Source organism: Rhizobium sp. WCS2018Hpa-16 (assembly GCF_031843705.1).
In the GTDB taxonomy this organism is placed as follows: domain Bacteria; phylum Pseudomonadota; class Alphaproteobacteria; order Rhizobiales; family Rhizobiaceae; genus Agrobacterium; species Agrobacterium tumefaciens_C.
The window spans coordinates 346,694-367,337 of the sequence record NZ_JAVTIX010000001.1 but is presented as its reverse complement, the minus strand read 5'-3'; the positions used below and the strand labels follow the sequence as shown (position 1 = coordinate 367,337).

Genomic DNA, 20,644 nt, shown 5'->3' with positions numbered 1-20,644 from the left:
CCCCATCTTAGCAAAACCGGCCTGCATCTCTGTTGGCCGGTTTTCTTTTGTGCAGCGTTTGCCCCTTCGACGAGGCCGGAGAGAGAACCATGACCGAGAAATTGGAAATCCTGAACGAGAGACTGTTTCCGGTTGATCGCGAAACGCTGTTCCAGACGTTTGCCGATCCCAGCCTATTGGAAAAATGGTGGGGTCCAGACGGCTTTACCAACGCCATCACAGCATTCGATTTTCGTGCAGACGGAACGTGGAAGCTGACCATGACAGCCTCTGACGGCAACGAGTTTCACAACGTCTCGACGTTTCGCGACGTTGTGGTGCCGGAACGGATCACCTTTGAGCATCACGAGCCCATCCATGTTTACACGATGGCCATGGACTTCATCGAAGAGCCAGAGGGAACGACATTGCGTTGGCAAATGGTGTTTGATGCGACGGATGAGCTGCTGGACTTGAAACCGTTCATTCACGCCGCCAACGAGCAGAATTTCGACCGCCTTGGCTCGCTCCTTGAGAAACTGGCCTCTTAGACTGAGACAGCGGTGGCAGAACTCGCGCCCATTTCCATCAACCGTTGGACAGCCAACATATCGTCACGAAATCGCTGCAACTCCTCCGCTTTCCGCTGCTCATCCGGTATCCGCAAAAGATAGGACGGGTGGACGGTGACGAACAGCATCCTGCCACCTTCCATCGGCATCGGTCTGCCCCGGAGGTCTGACAGCTTCTCCCGCAGCTCTGTCAGGGCGAAGACAGCCGTGGCGCCCATGGCGACGATGAGCTTCGGCTGGACGAGATCGATCTCGCGTGTCAGCCACCAGCGGCAACGCTGCACTTCACCCGCATCCGGGCGCTGGTGAATGCGCTTCTTGCCGCGCGCTTCATATTTGAAATGCTTGACAGCATTGGTCACGTAAAGCGCCTTGCGATCGATGCCAGCCTCGCCGATCACCTGATCGAAGACCTTTCCTGCGGGACCGACAAAGGGCCGACCGGCAAGATCCTCCACGTCACCCGGCTGCTCACCAACAATCATGACATTGGCGTTGGCTGGTCCTTCACCAAACACGGTTTGGGTCGCCTTGCAATGCAGCGCGCAAAGCGTGCAGCCTTGCGCCTGATGCTTCAAACCATCAAGCGTATCCGCATCCGGCAGGACTGGTGCTGGCCTGTTTTCCGCCGCCGCCTGAAGACGGTGGTGGAACAGCTGCGGCTCGGTTGCTGCCTTGGCACCCATTTCCAGAACCCGCCTTTCGGCGTTCAGAATGAGGCTAGGAATGAGGTCTGCCTCGGGCAGGTTCTTCCAGTATTTCTTTGGCATTTCGGCTGTCATCGCCTTGATCTTCAACCGCGCCGGATTGAAAATATTGGCGTAATAGGTGCGCCACAGCTCATCTGTTTCATCGGAAAGATCGGGCTTTGATGCCGCCAGCCGCGAGGTTTCCAGAGTTTCGCCATCCCAGCGCGCTGAGCCGTTCGGGGTAAGGATCATCCAGTCCATATCCGTGAAACGGCGCTGGAAAAAGGATGCCTTGCGCTCGACAATAAAATGATCCGGCTCAAACCAGGCGATAAACCGCCGGCGGCCCGCGACGCCCTCACCCAGCGGCACTTCCTTGAAGCGCACAAAAGCCGTCATCTTGTGGCTGTCGCGCCGAACCGCTTTCTCCATCTTGCGCGCTTCCGCCACATCTGCGTCCGCCTTGAACGCAAGCAAGGCCCTGTCCTTCGAAAGCCGACACAGGAGACGGTAGAGCAGCGCAAACCGGGAGGGATCGCTGTGACAGATAATGGTTTGTGCCAAGGGCATGAAGGCCGAAGGTACGTTCACGCTGGCGGCGCTATCCACCTCTGGAACACGGTCGCCCTCTTCAAAACCAAACAGGCCGGTTTCCTCACCCCGAAACCGCCAATCGATTTCGTGTGGTGCGACATTTGCCGACAGGAACCGCCGAGCGGCATCGCGCCACTCGCTAAAATCCCCCCGCCCCTCCAGTGAAATCAGGTACATTACAGGAGGGACAATTGTTCTGGCTGCGGCGCGAACATGGCCCGCAAATCTGGGCGCTCTGTCAGCTTGCCCGGAGACCAGCCAACTGCGACAACGAATGCCTTGACCTTCTTCAACGACACGCCAAAGCGGGCAATATCTTCCAGCCGCAATTGCCGGAACCGTCGCGAAGACAGAATCGATTTCACCGTCTTTGTGCCGAAGCCCGGAACACGCAGCAGCGTTTCACGATCTGCCTTGTTCACATCGACAGGAAATTGCTGGCGGTTGGCCAGAGCCCAGGCGAGCTTCGGATCAATATCGAGATCCAGCATGCCATCCTTCTGGGTCGAGGCAATCTCGTCGATGTCGAAACCATAGAAGCGGTAGAGCCAGTCTGCCTGATACAGGCGATGTTCGCGCATCAAGGGCGGCTTGATCAGAGGCAGGTTTTTCGACGAATCGGGAATGGGGCTGAAGGCTGAATAATAGACACGGCGCAAACCGTAGCTGCCATAAAGCCGCGCACTGGTGGACAGGATGGTGGTGTCATTGGCGCCATCGGCACCAACAATCATCTGCGTGCTCTGGCCCGCTGGTGCGAATTTTCGGACCCGTTTGGTCTGAAGCGTCGGCTCACCCGCCTCCTCGATTTTCAGGCGAATGTCAGCCATGGATTTGCGGATATTCACCGGCTGTTTTTCCGGTGCGAACTGGCTAATACCGCTATCCGTCGGCAGCTCAATGTTGATCGACAGGCGGTCGGCATAGAGCCCGGCCTCCTCGATCAGGTGAGCCGATGCCTCGGGAATGGACTTGAGGTGGATATAGCCGCGAAAACCATGGGTGACGCGCAATTCTTTTGCCACCCGAACCAGCTCTTCCATCGTGTGATCTGACGACCGGATAATGCCCGACGACAGAAACAGCCCCTCGATGTAATTCCGGCGATAAAATTCGAGCGTCAGCCAGACGGCCTCCTCCACCGTAAACCTGGCACGCTCGACATTGCTGGAGGACCGGTTGATGCAATAGGCGCAGTCATAAATGCAGAAGTTGGTCAGAAGAATCTTCAGCAGCGAAATGCATCGTCCATCCGGCGCGTAGGCGTGGCAAATGCCCGAACCTTCGGTTGAACCCAACCCGCCGGAAGCGGAGGAATTGCGCTTCGACGTGCCACTGGAGGCGCAGGATGCATCATACTTTGCCGCATCGGAAAGGACTGCTAAGCGCTCTTTTATTGACTTTTTCATGCATATGTTCACTATATGTTCTTGCAATATAAGTCAATAACTGAATATGATCAGGCCGTAAATCTGCTAGAAATGGATGGCTTCAAATTATCTGGCAAATCACTCCGGTCTTCTGATATAGTGTCGGAAATTGTGATTTTGACATGGTTCCGTAGTTTTGCTCCGGAACCTGTTTCTTTTTGTGTCTGCGGGTACCGTAGATCGAATGCGAAGGAAGAAAAAATGGTAGAAAAAGTGCCAATGACGCAGGGTGGATTCATCAAGTTGCAGGAAGAACTGCGCTTCCGCCAGCAGGAGGAGCGTCCGCGCATCATCGAAGCCATTGCCGAAGCACGCGCCCATGGAGACCTCTCGGAAAATGCCGAGTACCACGCTGCCAAGGAAGCGCAGAGCCACAATGAAGGCCGCGTTGCAGAACTGGAAGACCTGACGGCCCGCGCCGAGGTTATCGACCTCTCGAAAATGTCTGGCACCACCATCAAGTTTGGTGCGACGATCAAGCTCATCGACGAAGAATCCAACGAGCAGAAGACCTACCAGATCGTGGGCGACCAGGAAGCCGACGTGAAGCAGGGCCGCATTTCCATCTCCTCGCCAATCGCCCGCGCGCTTATCGGCAAGGAAGTTGGCGACAGCATCGAGGTGAATGCACCCGGCGGTTCGCGCGGCTATGAGATCCTCTCCGTAAACTGGGGTTGATTAGCAGCCCCCTGCCCGAGTTATCCAATTTGCAACATGTTGACTTGGCCGATGTCCAGGTGCTTGCGCCGAATTTCAAGCGCAGGCTCTCTGGCGTAACCTCTACGATCATTCAGCTTCTGCCTGTTCAAAACAGGCAGGGGCAGAAGGTGGCGGCCATTGGCCCGGGCTTGCCCGGCAGCCTGCCGCATGTTCGCTTTCGTGAACTATGGAAGCTTTGGCAAATAGGGCCGGAAAAAAAGCCGCGCGTTTGGCATGCGCGGCGCAATATCGAAATGCTGCCTGCCATTCTCATGCGGGATGTGCTGCGCATGAAGCTGAAAGTGGTCTTCACATCCGCGTCCCAGCGCAAGCATAGTGGCTGGACGAAGTTTCTGATTTCGCGCATGGATGCCATCATCGCGACCAGCAACAAGACGGCGTCCTATATGGACCTGCCCAGAACCGTCATCATGCACGGCATCGATACCGACCGCTTCTGCCCACCCGCCGATAAGGCGCAGGCGAAACGTGCCCTCGGCCTTGATGCCAACAAGAAATATGTTGGCTGCTTTGGTAGGGTGCGCAAGCAAAAGGGCACGGACCTTTTCGTGGATGCGATGATTGCCACATTGCCGCAACAGCCGGGCTGGTCTGCCATCATTGCCGGCCGCGCCACCGGGCCGCATGTGGAATTTGAAAACGGCTTGAAGGAAAAGGTTCGCGCTGCAGGCCTTGGAGACCGTATTCTCTTTGTGGGCGAGCACACCAACATCAATGAATGGTATCGCACCCTCGACCTGTTCATTGCCCCTCAGCGCTGGGAAGGCTTTGGCCTGACGCCGCTTGAGGCGATGGCAACGGCCGTGCCGGTTATTGCGACCGATGTCGGTGCATTCCCTGAGCTGATTGTAGAACATGCGACCGGAGCCACCATTCCACGTGACGATCTGCATGCCATGAGCCAAGCCGCATCAAGCTGGATGAGCGACGACGAAAAGCGCATCAACGCTTCGCTGGCTGCGCGCCAGCACGTGGCGCAGAATTTTACGATCGACGGCGAAGCGGCAAGGCTGGCAAGCGTCTACGCGGCGCTTATGGCTTGCGCTTGAAGAGTTCGATATAGGCAGAAGACACGGCTTCTTCTGAAAACTGACGCATCAGGGTCTCATGTCCGCCAGTTGCTACGCGCTGAGAGAGAGCCCGATCATTCAAAAGGCTGCTGATGGCAGCCGCGAAACCAGCATCATCGCCAATATCCGTAAGCAACCCATTCTCTCCATCGCGCATGAACCACATGGGTCCTTCCGATCTGGACGAGACCACAGGTTTTTTCTGCGCCCATGCTTCGAGAATGACATTGCCCAATGGCTCATGGCTTGAGGGCATGACGAAGATGTCTGCAGCCGAAACGTAAGGACGTGTATCGTCCTGCCATCCCAGGAAGCGCACCCGCTCACGCATGCCGCGCGCATCCACTTGCGCCTCAAGGCTTTCCCGCTCCTCACCATCGCCCACCAGCCAGAGATAGACCCCAGGCAAAGCCGCGACGGCATCGATCAAGGTGTGAAAACCCTTTCGCTTGACGAAACGGCCCATCGACATAACCACCGGGGCATTTTCCGGTGTATCAAGCAGAGCTTTGGAAATGGACGCGATCTCTTGCGTGTTGGTAAAATTGGAAATCACTTCGACGCCACGCGTCCAACCCAGGGCACGGACATGCTCGCCAATACCCGGCGTATTGCAGACGAGGATATCGGTATTGCTGAAGTAATCGAGCTTGGTGGGATAATCCCCCAGTCGAGAAAGCTTGATGCAGCCCTTATAGGCCGGCATCAACCGGCTGGGGCGCGTTGCCCATGACATGAGCGCGGCAGGCTTTTCCTGACGCGCCATGCGCATGACCTTCATCGGCAATAGCAGCCTGTCGGGGGAAAAATTGCGGAAGTTGCTTTCGGTGATGCCGCAAACACCGTCAATGTTTTTACGCCACTGCCGATTGGGACGAATGACGGCATGCTGCTCAACACCCCTGCGCGCGAGAGCGTTGACGAGATGAACGAAGAACCGCTCTGCCCCGCCATCCTTGCCAAGGTGATAATGCATGACCTTCATTATTAAGTCCTTCCGCGCACGATCGTATCGACATTGGGTCGACGTTTCAGCGCATGGCGCTGATAGATTTTTGCCTGGGTGAGAAACGCATAGACACCGCCTGTCGCCGCCTCGATAAAGCCCGGCACGCCGCAGCGCCAGAGGCCATTTTTTAAATAGAGGCGCAGAAAATAGAGAAGCGGCGAGACCAGCAAACTCGAAAGACGAGCCTTGCGACCTTCCGCAAACTGCTGGTCAGCCTTTAGCGTCGAATATTTGTTTTCTTTCAATATCTGCTCATCGATAATGAGCGGCCGGTAATGCAGTAAACTGCCCTTCTCCGAAGCATTCACTGCTCCTGACGGCACGATACCCTCATGGACCTTCTGCGAAAGATCATAGGCACCCTTGCCATTACGAATAAGCCGCAGGTTCTTGCGCTCGCGCACGTTTTCCGGCGTGTAGCCATAGCCGATGAGATACGGACGACGTGCAACTTTCCAGCCGACAATGGTATCGGGCGCGGCGATCAGTTCCGGCAGTGCCTGTTGCAACGCCGCATCCAGCCGCTCGTCAGCATCAATATTCAGGCACCAGGCTTGCGTACATTGCTCCAGGGCAAAGTGCTTCTGGCCGGCATAGCCACGCCATGGCTCGAACATGAACCTGATAGGCCAGCCCTTCTCGATATAGCTCTGCACCAGCGCCTGCGTACCGTCCGTCGATCCGGAATCGACAATCACAATTTCGGCGCAGCTTTCGAGGCTTTCTATGCAATTGCCGAGATATGCCTCTTCATTAAGGCAAATGATGAAAGCGGAGACACCCTGTTTTTGCATTCGTTCTCCTACATTAGCAAGCGCGGCAACCTGTGGCCAACGGCCTACCGAACAGTCTATAAAACCGAGCTGCCAAAATTTGCAATGGCCTTGAAGACAAGATGCAGGAATGTAGGCCGGGATAGTGACTTGCCCGGCAAATCAATGGTTTATTTTGCATCTTTTTTGGGTTATCGCCGAATGAAGCAGAGACTTGTCAAAAAACTTATCGTCCACCTTCGACCGCGCTGTGATCGGCGTGTCACTGGTCGACGCTAGATCACATGAAGGCAGTGACAAAATGGCGGATAAACAAAAAGTAGCCCTCATTACCGGCGTTACCGGTCAGGATGGAGCTTATCTCGCCCAATTGCTGCTCGACAAGGGCTATATCGTCCACGGCATCAAGCGCCGCTCCTCATCCTTCAACACCGGACGTATCGAAAACATCTATCAGGATCCGCACGAGGAGAACCCGCGCTTTTTCCTGCACTATGGCGACATGACGGATGCGACGAACCTGATCCGCATCGTGCAGGAAACGCAGCCGGACGAGATTTATAACCTTGCCGCACAAAGCCACGTGCAGGTTTCGTTCGAGACGCCGGAATACACAGCAAACGCAGACGGCATCGGAACATTGCGTCTGCTGGAAGCGATCCGCATCCTCGGACTTGAGAAGAAAACCCGCTTCTATCAGGCGTCGACATCGGAACTTTACGGGCTTGTTCAGGAAGTGCCGCAGCGGGAAACAACGCCATTTTATCCGCGCAGCCCATATGCCGCCGCAAAGCTTTACGCCTATTGGATCGTGGTAAACTATCGTGAGGCATACGGCCTGCATGCATCAAACGGCATTCTATTCAACCATGAAAGCCCCCTGCGCGGCGAAACATTCGTGACCCGCAAGATCACGCGCGCAGCCGCTGCCATCAAGCTGGGCCGGCAGGAAAAGCTGTATCTCGGCAATATGGATGCCAAGCGAGACTGGGGCCACGCCAAGGAATATGTGCGTGGCATGTGGCTGATGTTGCAACAGGAAGAGCCGGATGATTACGTGCTGGCAACAGGCGAAACCACACCCGTTCGGTCGTTCGTGGAATGGGCATTTTCGGATGCCGGCATGACCCTGAAATGGGAAGGTCAGGGTGTCGACGAAAAGGGCATCGACGCGGCCACCGGCAAGGTCCTCGTAGAAGTAGACCCTCGTTATTTCCGCCCGACAGAAGTGGACCTCCTCATCGGCGACCCCACGAAGGCGCATACAAAACTCGGCTGGAAGCACGAGACAAGTGTCCGTGAACTGGCGCGAGAAATGGTTGAGAGCGATCTTCAAGCAATGCAGCTGGAAATGGCTCCGAAGGGTCTTTGAGAATGTCACTCTACAATCTCCAGGGCAAGCGCGTCTGGGTCGCCGGCCATCGGGGCATGGTGGGCTCTGCCATCGTGCGCCGACTTGAGGCTGAGCAGTGCGAAATTCTCACCGTAACCCGAGACGAAATCGATCTACGAAACCAGCAACAGGTGACAGACTGGGTTTCAGCCAACAAGCCGCAAGCTGTGTTTCTGGCCGCAGCAAAAGTTGGCGGCATCCTAGCAAATGACACCCGTCCCGCCGAGTTCCTCTACGAAAATCTGATGATAGAGGCCAATATCATTGAGGCTTCCTATCGCTCAAACGTGGAAAAACTACTTTTTCTCGGCTCATCCTGTATCTATCCAAAGTTCGCAGAACAGCCAATTACAGAAGAGGCGCTCCTGACAGGCGCACTCGAGCCGACGAATGAATGGTACGCGATCGCCAAGATTGCAGGCATCAAACTGGCGCAGGCCTATCGCAAACAATATGGGTGCGACTTCATCTCCGCCATGCCGACGAACCTCTATGGCCCAGGCGATAATTTCGATCTAACATCTAGCCACGTTCTGCCCGCGCTACTTCGCAAGGCGCATGAAGCAAAAATGCGTGGCGACACGGAAATGGTCATCTGGGGCACCGGCACCCCTCGCCGCGAATTCCTCCACGCCGACGATTGCGCTGACGCTTTGGTCTTTCTTATGAAAACCTATTCCGACGAAAGCCACATCAACGTCGGCAGCGGTGGAGACATCTCAATTCTCGACCTGACAAAACTTATTTGCGAAATCGTTGGCTTTGAAGGCGAAATCAAGCATGACTTGAGCAAGCCCGATGGCACACCACGCAAGCTGATGAGCGCAGAAAAGTTGAGGGCGATGGGTTGGGAGCCGAGGAATGAGCTCCGCTCCGGTCTGAATTTACTATATCACGCAGATAAAATATATCAGTACTTCAGGTAGCACGAAATGAGCCGTACAAAAATATTCATAACTGGAAGTCGAGGAATCGTTGGCAGACATCTATGTGCTGCACTAACGTCAAAATCCCATATTCAGGTGTATGAATTTGATGGCGACATTCGGGACAGAAACGATATTGACGCTGCTGTGACACGAGCAGGCGACATCGATATCGTTATAAATCTGGCCGCCGTCGTTGCAGTCGAGACCGTTGAGAATGATCCTGCAAAAGCATACTCGGTTAACGTAGGCGGCGTCACATCCCTTCTAGAGGTAATATCCGAAAAGAAAATCAAACCTTATTTCTTTCAATGCTCCTCTGCGCACGTTTACTCCCCGAGCGAACATGCAATATCAGAAGACGACGCTACTGACCCGCTGTCTTACTATGGCAAAACCAAACGAATGGCGGAGATAGTGGTTGAAGATGTCTGCAATAAACTCGACCTTCCCTGGGGAATTGGTAGAGTTTTCTCGATCCACGACCCAGCACAAAAGGGCTCCTTTTTGCGACCTCGCATTGAAGAGCGTCTCCTTACGGCCGATTTAAGCTCACCGTTTGAGTTACGCGGAGCAGACAGCGTACGGGATTTTCTGCCAGCCAAACAAGCGGCAAATTACATTTTAGCTCTATCCCTCTCCAAGTATCAGGGAATCATAAATATAGGGTCTGGCAAACCAACCAGAATTAGTGACTTTGTTCAGCAGCTTTCCTCAGAAACACTGGACATTCTACACGTTGGCAATTCCGACATGTTGCTCGCAAATGTAACAAGATTGAAAATTTTCGAACGTAACAACGGAGCTACAGACTAATAATGGCTGACAATAAATCCGTTGCAACAATCGTTATTCCGACCTTCAACCGCGCCAAACTGTTGGCTACGGCAATAGACAGCGCACTCGCTCAAACGGTGAACTGCGAAGTTATTATCGTCAATCATGGATCGACTGATAACACAGACGAAATTGTAGAAACCTATGGAAATAACGTCCGATATATAAAGCGAGAAAACGATTTCGGCCCACATTTTTGTTGGCTGGAAGGTGTCTTATCTGCGACGACGCAATTTGTTCATCTACAATATGATGACGACTGGATAGAGCCTAATTTTATTGAATCCTGCCTCTCGCTGATGGAGCCAGACGTCGGTTTTGCGTTCAGTAGCGTTCACATTTTCGATGATAAAACCTCTGAAATAATTGAAACGCAATTTAACGACTGGCTACCCAAAACAGGAATCTACAAGAATTCCAGACTAGAGAAGCAGATATTGAACTCTCTAATTTCTCCTGGTTGCGCACTTTACCGGAAACAGTTGTTGCTGGACTCGCTATACCAAGGGCGCCTGCCGCTGGCCAACGCCGAATACCGGGGTGTGGGACCGGATTGCTGGATCACGCTTCAATCAATGTTGCGGTACAAAAAACTGGCATATGTTAAGGAGCCTCTTGCCACGTTTCGCGCGCATGAAGGCTCGATTACGATCGACGCGAAGAAAGACAAAGAAAAAAAGTTGCAAATCAACAAGGCTTACGGCGAAATCAAGCGGTACTACCGTGAGATGAAGATACTAAGTTTTGCAAGAAAAATGACAGGCTGGAAGTGATGTCCGAAGTTAGCTTACACAAACCTATAAATCTGGCTGAAGAAACCATCAGCAAAGAAGAGCTTCAGGCGCTGAGCGACTGGATTCTGGCTGGCAACAGGCTCACGAAGGCGGGAGAAACGATCGCCTTTGAAGAAGAGTTCAGGGACTGGCTGGGGAGCTCCCATGCCGTCTTTACTAACTCGGGATCGTCCTCCAACCTGCTCATGATCTACGCTATGAAACAGGCTGGCATGCTTCGAAATAACAAGGCTATTGCCGCGGCCGTGAGTTGGGTAACAACCGTGTCGCCGCTCTTACAGTTTGGATTTGACGTAACATTATGTGATTGCGACCCTCAGAATCTGGGACTAGACCTCAATCATCTTGAACACCTCTGCAAGACAGAGAAACCAGCCGTCCTTATTCTCGTACATGTACTCGGACATGCCAATCACATGTCGGAGATCCAGGACATATGCCGAAGGTATGATGTTATCTTACTGGAAGATAGCTGCGAAGCTCTTGGTAGTTCGCTGGAGGGTAAAAAACTTGGCACATTCGGGGAGGCAGGTTCGTTCTCCTTCTATTACGGCCATCATATCTCTACGATCGAAGGCGGCATGGTGGTGACAGACAATTCGGATCTGCATCAGATGATGCTGTCTTTGCGGTCGCACGGATGGTCGCGGGATTTGTCTCCAGAGCGCAGAAATGCACTGACTAAAGAATTCAATATCGACGAATTTCGGAACCTTTATACGTTTTATTATGCTGGGTTCAATTTGCGGTCTACTGATCTCCAAGCATTCCTAGGTCGGTCTCAGCTGAAGAAACTTGACAATATTGGTGACATTCGACAGAGAAATTTCAATTCATACCGAAATAATCTCGATGGTTATTTCTGCCAAAGCAGCCAGACGGATCTCTTGTCTTCCTTCGCATATGGCACCTTCGTCGAAAATCGACTTGAAGTGTACGAGCTACTGAAAAAAGAAGGTATCGAAAGTCGCCCACTTATTTGTGGCAACATTGCCCGCCATCCCTTCTGGACAAGAGAAAAAGGTGTCGACCCCAACCTGCCAAACGCTGACAAGGTGCATGATTACGGAATGTATCTTCCAAATCATCATAATATAGATGAAAGGGATATTTCTAGGATATGTGAAATATTCAAGAGCGTTGCTGTGGCCTGTTGATTGATTAAAAGTTGGATCTACTCTTATGAGCGTTCTTGTTACGGGCGGTGGCGGCTATATTGGCAGTCACATGGTATGGGCTTTGCTTGATGCAAACGAGGACGTTGTTGTCATCGACAATTTTGTGACGGGATTTCGGTGGTCGTTGCCAGCGGAATGTCGGGTTTATGAGGGAGACGTTGGCGATGAATCACTCTTGAATGAAATTTTTTCCACCAACGAAATAGACGCGATAATTCATTTTGCTGGATCTAGCATCGTTCCAGCATCGGTCTCAGACCCATTATCCTACTATAACAATAACACGTCGAAGTCCCGAACTCTCATAGAATGCGCTGTGCGCTCAAGCATTCCAAACTTCGTCTTCTCTTCAACCGCCGCTGTTTATGGAACGCCGAAGGAACTTGGAACGGTTGACGAAACGAGGGAAACAATACCAGAGTCGCCATATGGATCTTCGAAGCTTATGACTGAAATAATGCTGAGAGACGCCTCCACAGCATATCCATTTCATTACACGGCACTACGATATTTCAATGTGGCGGGTGCTGACCCTAGAGGAAGAACGGGACAATCAACAAAGTCTGCGACGCATCTCATAAAGTCCGCGTGTAAGGCTGCTCTTGGGTTGCGACCACACATTGATGTTTATGGCACAGACTACCCCACTCGCGATGGGACTTGCATTCGTGACTTCATCCACGTTTGGGACTTGGTTGAGGCGCATCTTTTAGCATTAAAAAAAATGAGAGAAACGAGAAAGTCATCAACATTCAATTGCGGATACGGCCAAGGATATTCCGTGTTAGAAGTCATAGAAGCAGTCGAAATCGTTTCTGGCAAAAAAATTGTTAGGAATAATGTTGCACGCCGCAGGGGGGATCCTGTCATGGTCGTCGCAAATCCAGCCCTTGCGATACGAGAACTGGATTGGCACCCTCGCCATAATGACCTCAACGCGATTGTTGGAAGCGCGTTGGCCTGGGAACGCCACCTTCTCACAAAAAATGCCGTTTGAGCTTTGATGTCCTATCGCGCGGAATATAGAAGGCGATAAATCGTTTTTCGAACGATATTCCTTTCCGACTTTATGACCTCAAACTTGGCGTGCTCGGGAGCAGCAAATATCCTCACGAGCTTTTCTGCCTTTCTGTTGAACGAAAAGGCGTCCTTATCCTTGTAGATCATCTTCTTGATCACTTTTCTAAGGAGATAAGGACGCTCCATCTCATATTCATCAAGAACCGCATTCTGTGAAATAAGAGGATTCATGTCGAAGCACCCCTGAGGCGTCACTTCGGTTAAAGAGCCCACATTTCTGCCTTGAGAGAAAAAATATAAAAACGTCATGTCACTTACCCCACCCCGCTCATCGCGAGATGAAACAGCGTTCCAGATCTCCAGATATCGTTTCAAGTTAGTTGTGTATTCAGAAATGATAAAATTACAAAAATCTTCGAGAGCTTTTCGAGTCCAAAAGGAACAACAGGCCGACGCGAGTTCCAAATTCGATGGAAAGAGAAAAGCCGCTTCGTATCCCTTGTAAAGATTGTACACCTCATCAATTCGGGAAAAATTGAAGACATCGTCGTCACAGTAATAAAAATGGTCCAGATCCAACTCTCTGACGAGATTGCGAAGTGAAAACCATCGGGCTATGCAATAGACTTCAAAGATATACCGATTAGTACTTAGGTGCACATACGTATTCTTAAATTCCTCAATGCCATGGTCATATTTGCTGATGTCGAAGTAATTTACGCCGACAACCTCGGGATCGTGGTTACCCAGAAAAAACACATTGTCGTTACGTTCTAGCGTTTGCCGCAAAGAAACTTGCGTGTGCTCTCTAAGCTCGCCGTATCGGACGTATATAATCGGTATTGCCATATGCTATTACGCTCTCTCAGCTTGCATCTTTGAGATTTCAACGATTGAACATCGCAGGGAAATTTTCCATATAATTTTCGAAGTATTTCGATGCAGTCATTGCGCCCCCGACGAATGGCGCACTATTTCGGCTTACCTCCATGATCGCCTTGGCAAAGTCCTCATCACTTACTGCCGCCAAAGCATTTCCATGATTCAGGAAGCTGGACATGGACATGCCCTTCGAGTGCACGATCGGCTTTAATGCCGCGACGGCATCCTGAATCACGCCGGAGCCTTGAAGGGCATAGACCGACACGTCATAGGGCAACAAAATGATGTCGACGGACCTGAATAGTTTTTCAAACTCAACCGGTGAAAGACGGTCACCGCTGTTTGAAACGACGACACCGTCTTTGGTGCTCAGAAATTCGCTCAATCCGCGATAGACACCCGTTTCTGATAAATCTTCCGGCGACCCTTGCAGGACAAACTCTATGGACTGACCGGCATTCAGTTTTTCATGCTCTGCAACGCAGCGAACAATATTCGCGATGCGGTGGCTACCCTTCTCTGCCCGAGGGGCACCAAAAACTCCGACGCGGAAATGGGATTTAGACGCAGAAATATTCGCGTCGCTCTTCTCAAAACCTATGCTGCAAGGCATGTAAAATCCGCCTTGAACATTCACACCAAACCGCGACCCGAAATGGCGCGCCATTTCCTCCGTTTCCGTGAACAGGAGAAGCCGGGGCGAAAGCTTTTGGGTTGCCTGCCGAAACCGGAGCTCTCGAAATTTAGCGTCTTTCTCACCCAGCATCGGCGAGAGAAAGCGTAACGCGACTGTTGGGGCCAGAGCTCCCAATTCTTCGCTGAGATGTTGCGCCGACTCCAATGAATCGAGATCAGCAGTCGGGATAATGACAATGTCTTCCCCCGTTATGTTCAACTCCATGCAAACTTCAGCAAGCTTTCGGCCATATGCCGACGCAGGTAGCCGAAGACGCCCCGTCAACAAGGCGGAAAATCCAGCTGAAAGGCGTTGCGTAAGAGTGCCGCACTTTAATTTTGCATGCAGCCTCGCAAGCTTCAGATCGCGCGTGCCAATTGTTCCAACCGCCGTCCCCAAAAATCCATCATATCCATCCCCGGCCAAAATATATGCTTGATGGTTTGGGAATAGGGATTTCAGCGCATTGATTTGAGTATGGTGATGACCCCGGTTCGATATCAGCTTGCGTTCAACGATCAAAAGCTTCCTGGGCTTTTCGTCCATAGTCATAACCATCGCTCGATACCAAATGCTTGGAGGTGTCTACTGCCCATCATTAACCCACGAACTTGCCGCGTTAACGATCTTCTTCTGTATACCCCGCTGGTCACGCCAGTCTCTTCCAGTGTCTTCCACCACAGGCACACCTTTCGGAGAGAATATGTAGTTGTTGAAGACGCTTATGTAGCTTTCCATGTCTTTATTCACATTGGAATAAAACTGCTTTTCTGGATCAAAAGCCACGTCCATCAGCTTTGCGCAGTTACGCGCTACCTTGCCATCAATGATCGAGGGTGACGTTGTGAATTTTGGAAATGTACCGGTCGGCAGCTTTAGACCGAGGAATTTCAGATAATGTTTGCCCCGGTGCAAATGGCCTTTTCGACCAATATTCCAATTCTGGTTGGCGCTGTGAAATGAGACTTGCTTGACGTCACCGGAAAAGCAGTCCTCGACCCTCTGATCAAGGGTGTCGAGCGCAATCCAGTCATCCTCAAGGTGGAATACATAGTCAGCGGTTGTGCCCTGCCACAACCTTTTCACCGCAGCCGTAAAACCCGCCACTTCTGGTGTGTGGATGATGGGGGCGTTAAAGTGGGCCTCCAAAAGCGAAATGCATTTCGCCTCATCTTCCGCATTGCCAAAAATGGGGTCGATGTTGGCATAGACGTTCACGACATTATGAAAGCGGAAAGCATTCTGCGAAAAGCTTTCCAGCGTTCTTTCAAGGAGGTCGGGGCGTCGGCCTGCTACGATTGAAATGTCGATATTCATATGCTCAGCTTTCAACGACAGTCGAAGACAAATACTCGAAACGATTGCGCATCACACCCCAACCAGCCCAACGCGCTTGACCTGGCGTATCGTCAGCATGGTGCGCACGGTATCCACGTGTTCGTCCGCAGTCAGAACTTCGATCACGAAGTCCTGGAAGCGTGTGAGGTTTTCGGCGACGCAGTGGAGGAGGAAGTCGCTTTCACCTGAGACCATCCATGCCTGGCGCACCAGCGGCCACCGTTCTGTGGCGGCGGCGAAGGCTTTGAGGTTGGTTTCGGACTGGCGCTTCAGCCCCACCATGCAGAAGGCCACGAGGTCGAAGCCAAGCTTGGGCGCATTCAGCATGGCGTGATAGCCTTCGATGATACCGGCCTCTTCCAGCTTGCGCACCCGGCGCAGGCATGGCGGCGCGGAAATACCAACGCGGTCTGCCAGTTCCACATTCGTCATGCGCCCATCGCGCTGCAGTTCGCGCAGTATTTTCAGATCGATGGCATCGAGTTCGACGCTGGCCACGCGGGTCTTCCTTGTTCGGCTTTATGCTTCCTTCTACTCTTCACGGCGGGATTCGCAATAATAGTTCAATGGCACGACACAAAATTACGTGTAGAGTTCCGTATGGGCTGTTGGAAACGCAAGGCTGCCCTTGAATATCGGCGCAGGACGCCCTTAAATACCAGACAACGAAAAGGTGTATCGCGATAGAGCCAGGAACATGGCTGTCCCCATCTGCCACCTTGTTTTGAAAGGAATGTTCCATGTCTGCCCGTCACGCAAAAGTCCTGATCATCGGCTCCGGTCCCGCAGGCTACACAGCCGCAATCTATGCCGCCCGTGCAATGCTCGAGCCCGTTCTCATCGCTGGAATGGAACAGGGTGGCCAATTGATGATCACCACGGATGTCGAGAATTACCCCGGCTATGCCGATCCCATTCAGGGTCCGTTTCTGATGGACCAGATGCTGAAACAGGCAATCCATGTGGGCACAGAGATCGTGAACGACCTCGTGACCGAGGTTGAGACGACCCGCCGCCCCTTCACGGTCAAAACCGATTCCGGCGCTGTGTGGACAGCCGATACGCTCATCATCTGCACCGGTGCCAAGGCCAAGTGGCTCGGCATTGAGAGCGAGCAGCATTTCCAGGGCTTTGGCGTTTCCGCCTGCGCCACCTGCGATGGCTTCTTCTATCGCAACCGCGATGTGATTGTGGTTGGCGGCGGCAACTCCGCCGTGGAAGAGGCTCTCTACCTTTCAAACATCGCCAAGTCGGTCACCGTCGTTCACCGCCGCGATAGCTTCCGCTCCGAGAAGATTTTGCAGGAGCGCCTGTTCGCTAAGGAGAATGTGAACATTCTGTGGAACAGCGAGATTGCCGAGATTGTCGGCACGCCTGCCAAGCCACCCATGCCGCCATCGGTCACCGGCGCTAGAATTCGCAACACGCAGACTGGCGATATCACCGAAATGCCGGTTCACGGCGTATTCGTGGCCATTGGCCATGCGCCAGCTGTGGAGCTGTTCGAAGGCAAGCTGAAGCTGAAGCCAAACGGCTACATGTGGACAGCGCCCGATTCGACCGCGACCGATGTGGACGGAATATTCGCCGCCGGCGACGTGACGGATGATACCTATCGCCAAGCCATCACTGCCGCAGGCATGGGTTGCATGGCTGCACTTGAAGCCGAAAGATATCTCGCAGCGCAAGCGCCGCTTGCCGTTGCCGCAGAATAAGAAGGGCGACACACCGCATGCCTATGCCGTTAGACTGGGACAAACTGCGCATATTTCATGCGGCTGCCGAAGCTGGATCTTTCACCCATGCAGCAGACAAACTGCACCTTTCGCAATCTGCCATCAGCCGTCAGGTCAGCGCGCTTGAGCAGGATGTCGGCGTCAAGCTGTTCCACCGCCACGCGCGCGGCCTTATCCTGACCGAACAGGGCGAGTTGCTCTACCGCACGGCGCACGACGTTCTGCTGAAGCTTGAAACGGTCAAGATGCAGCTGACCGAAACGACGGAGAAGCCGAGCGGCAAATTGCGCGTTACCACCACCGTTGGCCTTGGCCAGGGATGGTTGACGGACAAGGTGCAGGAGTTCCTGCAGCTTTACCCGGAAATGTCGATCCAGCTCATTCTCGACAATGAGGAGCTGGATGTGAACATGCGCCACGCAGACTGCGCCATTCGCCTGCGCCAGCCGCAGCAGTCCGATCTGATCCAGCGCAAGCTGTTTACCGTGCACATGCACGTCTATGCAGCCCCGTCCTACATCAACCGCTATGGCGAGCCTCAGTCCATCGAGGATCTGGATAACCACAAGGTCATCTCGTTTGGAGAGCCAGCGCCGAACTATCTTCTTGATGTGAACTGGCTGGAAAATGCCGGGCGCTCATCGGACAATACCCGTCTTGCGCATTTGCAGATCAACAGCCAGACATCCATCAAGCGCGCCTGCCTGCTGGGCATCGGCATCGCCTGCCTGCCGGACTATATTGTTGGCCGCGACCCCGGCCTTATCCAACTTTCCTTGCCCGCAGATATTCCGTCATTCGATACCTATTTCTGCTACCCGGATGAATTGAAGAATGCGGCCAAGCTGAAAGTCTTCCGGGATTTCGTTGTTGCCAAGGCGCGCAACTGGAATTTCTGATTCCAAAAATTCGTATTTATCGTTTCGAAACAGAGAATTAGCAGGCAATATCGCCTTGCTGGCCTATGTCATTGTGTAAAGCAATGCGAAATAAATATGACAAGATTTCCGAGCGATGCGTGGGGCGCAGGGCTGGCCTGCACAAAAAACAGTTGATCGATGCCCAAATAAGCATCATATCGCACACAGCTGATGCACACGGCGGCTTTTCCTCCCAGTTCCGCCGCGTCAGCTGTTCCCCTCTGGAGGTTTTTTAACCTTCACACTTATAAGGGCCCTGGAGTAATCCGGTGGCCCTCTTTTTTTACCCGCAATAATTTTCTGATGAACAGCCGTTTGTTGAACAAATGGCCCTTGTTCTTGAACGCTTGCAACTCCATATTCTCTAAAGCTGTAGCGGGCTCCTGTTGGCCCCATCAGCTGTTCCCCTCTGGAGGTCTCGACCTTCAAACTGTCAGGCCGCGGAGAAATCCAGCGGCCTTTTTTTTGGCCTGGGAAGCCCGGGGAAAGAAATTTGCGCCCTGCCCTTGATATCGATCATTCCCGATATAAATATCGTAATGGACAGATATACGAGAAAGATATGAACCACGAAGACGCCTTGAAGGCCATTGCTCATCCGGTTCGGTTGAAGTTTCTGGAATGGCTGAAGCAGCCGGAACAGCACTTCAATCAGGCACATCCCTTTACCATGGGCGTGTGTGCGCACCAGTTCGAGATATCGGGCCTATCGCAATCGACAGTCTCGTCCCACCTCGCTGCCTTGCAGGCAGCCGGGCTGGTCAGATCGCGAAAGGTTGGGCAGTGGAATTTTTATGAGCGTGACGAGGAGAATATCTCCCAGTTTCTCAGCTATCTGAACCAGAAGCTTTAAGCGCGCCTATTTCGGCGCTCTCGACCTCCAAGAAGAGAAAGCAATTTCATGACAAAACTGTTCGAACCGGCCCAGGCTGGCGATATTTCCCTGGCAAACCGCGTCGTCATGGCCCCTTTGACGCGCAACCGCTCCCCGGGCGCCATTCCCAACAACCTGAACGCCACCTATTACGAGCAGCGCGCGACGGCGGGCCTGATCGTGACTGAAGGCACGCCCGTTTCCCAGCAGGGACAGGGCTATGCGGATGTTCCCGGCCTTTACAAGCAGGAATCCATCAACGGCTGGAAGGCCGTGACCGAGGGTGTTCACAAGGCTGGCGGCAAGATTGTCGCTCAGATCTGGCACGTTGGCCGCGTCTCGCACACATCGCTCCAGCCCCACGGCGGCCAGCCGGTTGCACCATCTGCCATCAGGGCCAATTCCAAGACCTACATCATCAATGATGACGGCACCGGCACCTTCGCCGAGACGTCCGAGCCACGCGAACTGGGCCTCAGCGAAATTCCGGTTGTTCTGGATGATTTCCGCAAGGGCGCCCGCGCCGCTATCGATGCCGGTTTTGACGGTGTAGAAATCCACGCGGCCAATGGCTACCTGATCGATCAGTTCCTGAAATCCGGCACCAACCAGCGTACCGATGAATATGGCGGCTCGATCGAAAACCGCGCACGCTTCCTGCTCGAAATCGTGGATGTGGTGGCCAAGGAAATCGGCGCAGGCCGCACAGGCGTTCGCCTCTCCCCGGTCACACCTGCCAACGACATTTTCGAAGCAGAGCCTCAGCCGCTCTTTGAATATGTTGCACGCGAACTGGGTAGCCGCGGCCTTGCCTTCATCCACGTGATCGAAGGCGCAACGGGTGGTCCGCGTGATTTCAAGCAGGGCGACAAGCCCTTCGATTATGACGCGCTGAAAGCCGCCTATACCAATGCCGGCGGCAAGGGCCTGTGGATCGCAAACAACGGTTACGACCGGGAAACAGCCATCAGCGCGACGGACAGCGGCAAGGTTGATGCGGTTGCCTTCGGCAAGGCGTTCATCTCCAACCCGGATCTGGTGCAGCGCCTGAAGGACAACGCACCGCTCAACGAGCCGAACCAGCAGACGTTCTATGGCGGCGGCGTAGAAGGCTACACCGACTACCCGGCGCTTGCCTAAACGCAGATATCAGACGCCGCGTATTCCCATGGGGATGCGCGGCGTACCGCACCATCGAGAAAACTTGGGCGATGCATGGGCGATTTGACGCCCC

Annotated in this window: 21 protein-coding genes; 13 read left to right on the top strand and 8 right to left on the bottom strand. The window is 53.1% G+C overall.

Annotated elements, in window-relative coordinates:
• Positions 1-89 precede the first annotated feature (89 nt).
• A complete protein-coding gene (locus tag RQI55_RS01845; RefSeq protein ID WP_042617269.1) occupies positions 90-530 on the top strand; it encodes an SRPBCC domain-containing protein in 441 nt (146 codons plus the stop codon).
• Here the strand turns inward: RQI55_RS01845 and RQI55_RS01840 are convergent.
• Both RQI55_RS01840 and RQI55_RS01835 read right to left on the bottom strand, forming a co-directional pair.
• Complete coding sequence (locus RQI55_RS01840; RefSeq protein WP_243255375.1) at positions 527-2,011, bottom strand: UdgX family uracil-DNA binding protein; 1,485 nt, start codon at positions 2,009-2,011, stop codon at positions 527-529. The two genes, RQI55_RS01845 and RQI55_RS01840, sit on opposite strands and share 4 nt — an antisense overlap.
• On the bottom strand, positions 2,011-3,243 hold the full coding sequence (locus RQI55_RS01835) for a putative DNA modification/repair radical SAM protein (RefSeq protein WP_311272298.1): 1,233 nt from the start codon (positions 3,241-3,243) through the stop codon (positions 2,011-2,013). Before RQI55_RS01835 ends, RQI55_RS01840 begins: the two co-directional genes overlap by 1 nt.
• Positions 3,244-3,465: 222 nt before the next feature.
• Between RQI55_RS01835 and greA the strand changes: the two genes are divergently transcribed.
• Positions 3,466-3,942 carry a transcription elongation factor GreA gene (gene greA / locus RQI55_RS01830; RefSeq protein WP_042617272.1) on the top strand — a complete coding sequence of 159 codons (477 nt, stop codon included), beginning with the start codon at positions 3,466-3,468 and terminating at the stop codon, positions 3,940-3,942.
• Positions 3,943-3,971: 29 nt separating this feature from the next.
• The gene (locus tag RQI55_RS01825; RefSeq protein ID WP_311272299.1) at positions 3,972-5,033 is read left to right on the top strand and encodes a glycosyltransferase family 4 protein; all 1,062 of its coding nucleotides are present in this window, start codon (positions 3,972-3,974) and stop codon (positions 5,031-5,033) included.
• Here RQI55_RS01825 and RQI55_RS01820 read toward each other — a convergent pair.
• Entirely contained in the window at positions 5,017-6,039 is a 1,023-nt protein-coding gene (locus tag RQI55_RS01820) for a glycosyltransferase (protein ID WP_311272300.1), read from the bottom strand. The two genes, RQI55_RS01825 and RQI55_RS01820, sit on opposite strands and share 17 nt — an antisense overlap.
• 2 nt (positions 6,040-6,041) lie before the next feature.
• On the bottom strand, positions 6,042-6,857 hold the full coding sequence (locus tag RQI55_RS01815; protein WP_042617275.1) for a glycosyltransferase family 2 protein: 816 nt from the start codon (positions 6,855-6,857) through the stop codon (positions 6,042-6,044).
• A gap of 280 nt (positions 6,858-7,137) precedes the next feature.
• Here RQI55_RS01815 and gmd point away from each other — a divergent pair, with 280 nt between their 5' ends.
• Genes gmd through galE form a run of 6 tightly spaced genes read left to right on the top strand, consistent with a single transcriptional unit; the run spans position 7,138 to position 12,961 of the window.
• A complete protein-coding gene (gene gmd / locus RQI55_RS01810; protein WP_243255366.1) occupies positions 7,138-8,208 on the top strand; it encodes a GDP-mannose 4,6-dehydratase in 1,071 nt (356 codons plus the stop codon).
• 2 nt (positions 8,209-8,210) lie between these two features.
• Entirely contained in the window at positions 8,211-9,155 is a 945-nt protein-coding gene (locus RQI55_RS01805) for a GDP-L-fucose synthase (protein WP_243255365.1), read from the top strand.
• Between the two features lie 6 nt (positions 9,156-9,161).
• The gene (locus RQI55_RS01800) at positions 9,162-9,971 is read left to right on the top strand and encodes an NAD(P)-dependent oxidoreductase (protein ID WP_243255364.1); all 810 of its coding nucleotides are present in this window, start codon (positions 9,162-9,164) and stop codon (positions 9,969-9,971) included.
• Positions 9,972-9,973: 2 nt separating this feature from the next.
• The gene (locus RQI55_RS01795; protein ID WP_243255363.1) at positions 9,974-10,765 is read left to right on the top strand and encodes a glycosyltransferase family 2 protein; all 792 of its coding nucleotides are present in this window, start codon (positions 9,974-9,976) and stop codon (positions 10,763-10,765) included.
• On the top strand, positions 10,765-11,943 hold the full coding sequence (locus tag RQI55_RS01790) for a DegT/DnrJ/EryC1/StrS family aminotransferase (RefSeq protein ID WP_311272301.1): 1,179 nt from the start codon (positions 10,765-10,767) through the stop codon (positions 11,941-11,943). Before RQI55_RS01795 ends, RQI55_RS01790 begins: the two co-directional genes overlap by 1 nt.
• A gap of 25 nt (positions 11,944-11,968) precedes the next feature.
• The gene (gene galE / locus RQI55_RS01785) at positions 11,969-12,961 is read left to right on the top strand and encodes a UDP-glucose 4-epimerase GalE (protein WP_243255361.1); all 993 of its coding nucleotides are present in this window, start codon (positions 11,969-11,971) and stop codon (positions 12,959-12,961) included.
• 11 nt (positions 12,962-12,972) lie between these two features.
• Here the strand turns inward: galE and RQI55_RS01780 are convergent, their stop codons facing one another.
• The 4 genes from RQI55_RS01780 to RQI55_RS01765 are packed head-to-tail and all read right to left on the bottom strand — an operon-like array spanning position 12,973 to position 16,378.
• On the bottom strand, positions 12,973-13,833 hold the full coding sequence (locus RQI55_RS01780; RefSeq protein ID WP_311272302.1) for a hypothetical protein: 861 nt from the start codon (positions 13,831-13,833) through the stop codon (positions 12,973-12,975).
• A gap of 37 nt (positions 13,834-13,870) precedes the next feature.
• Entirely contained in the window at positions 13,871-15,088 is a 1,218-nt protein-coding gene (locus RQI55_RS01775) for a hypothetical protein (RefSeq protein WP_311272303.1), read from the bottom strand.
• A gap of 39 nt (positions 15,089-15,127) precedes the next feature.
• Entirely contained in the window at positions 15,128-15,859 is a 732-nt protein-coding gene (locus tag RQI55_RS01770) for a glycosyltransferase family 2 protein (RefSeq protein WP_243255358.1), read from the bottom strand.
• 51 nt (positions 15,860-15,910) lie between these two features.
• Positions 15,911-16,378: an Lrp/AsnC family transcriptional regulator gene (locus RQI55_RS01765; RefSeq protein WP_192064174.1), complete on the bottom strand. Its 468-nt coding sequence runs from the start codon at positions 16,376-16,378 to the stop codon at positions 15,911-15,913.
• A 242-nt stretch (positions 16,379-16,620) separates the two neighbouring features.
• Between RQI55_RS01765 and trxB the strand changes: the two genes are divergently transcribed.
• From trxB to RQI55_RS01745, 4 genes are all read left to right on the top strand, one after another.
• The gene (trxB, locus tag RQI55_RS01760; protein ID WP_042617282.1) at positions 16,621-17,595 is read left to right on the top strand and encodes a thioredoxin-disulfide reductase; all 975 of its coding nucleotides are present in this window, start codon (positions 16,621-16,623) and stop codon (positions 17,593-17,595) included.
• 23 nt (positions 17,596-17,618) lie between these two features.
• A complete protein-coding gene (locus RQI55_RS01755) occupies positions 17,619-18,515 on the top strand; it encodes a LysR family transcriptional regulator VtlR (protein ID WP_042617283.1) in 897 nt (298 codons plus the stop codon).
• 583 nt (positions 18,516-19,098) lie between these two features.
• The gene (locus RQI55_RS01750; protein WP_192064176.1) at positions 19,099-19,389 is read left to right on the top strand and encodes a helix-turn-helix transcriptional regulator; all 291 of its coding nucleotides are present in this window, start codon (positions 19,099-19,101) and stop codon (positions 19,387-19,389) included.
• Between the two features lie 48 nt (positions 19,390-19,437).
• On the top strand, positions 19,438-20,550 hold the full coding sequence (locus tag RQI55_RS01745) for an alkene reductase (protein ID WP_243255357.1): 1,113 nt from the start codon (positions 19,438-19,440) through the stop codon (positions 20,548-20,550).
• The last annotated feature ends 94 nt before the right edge of the window (positions 20,551-20,644 follow it).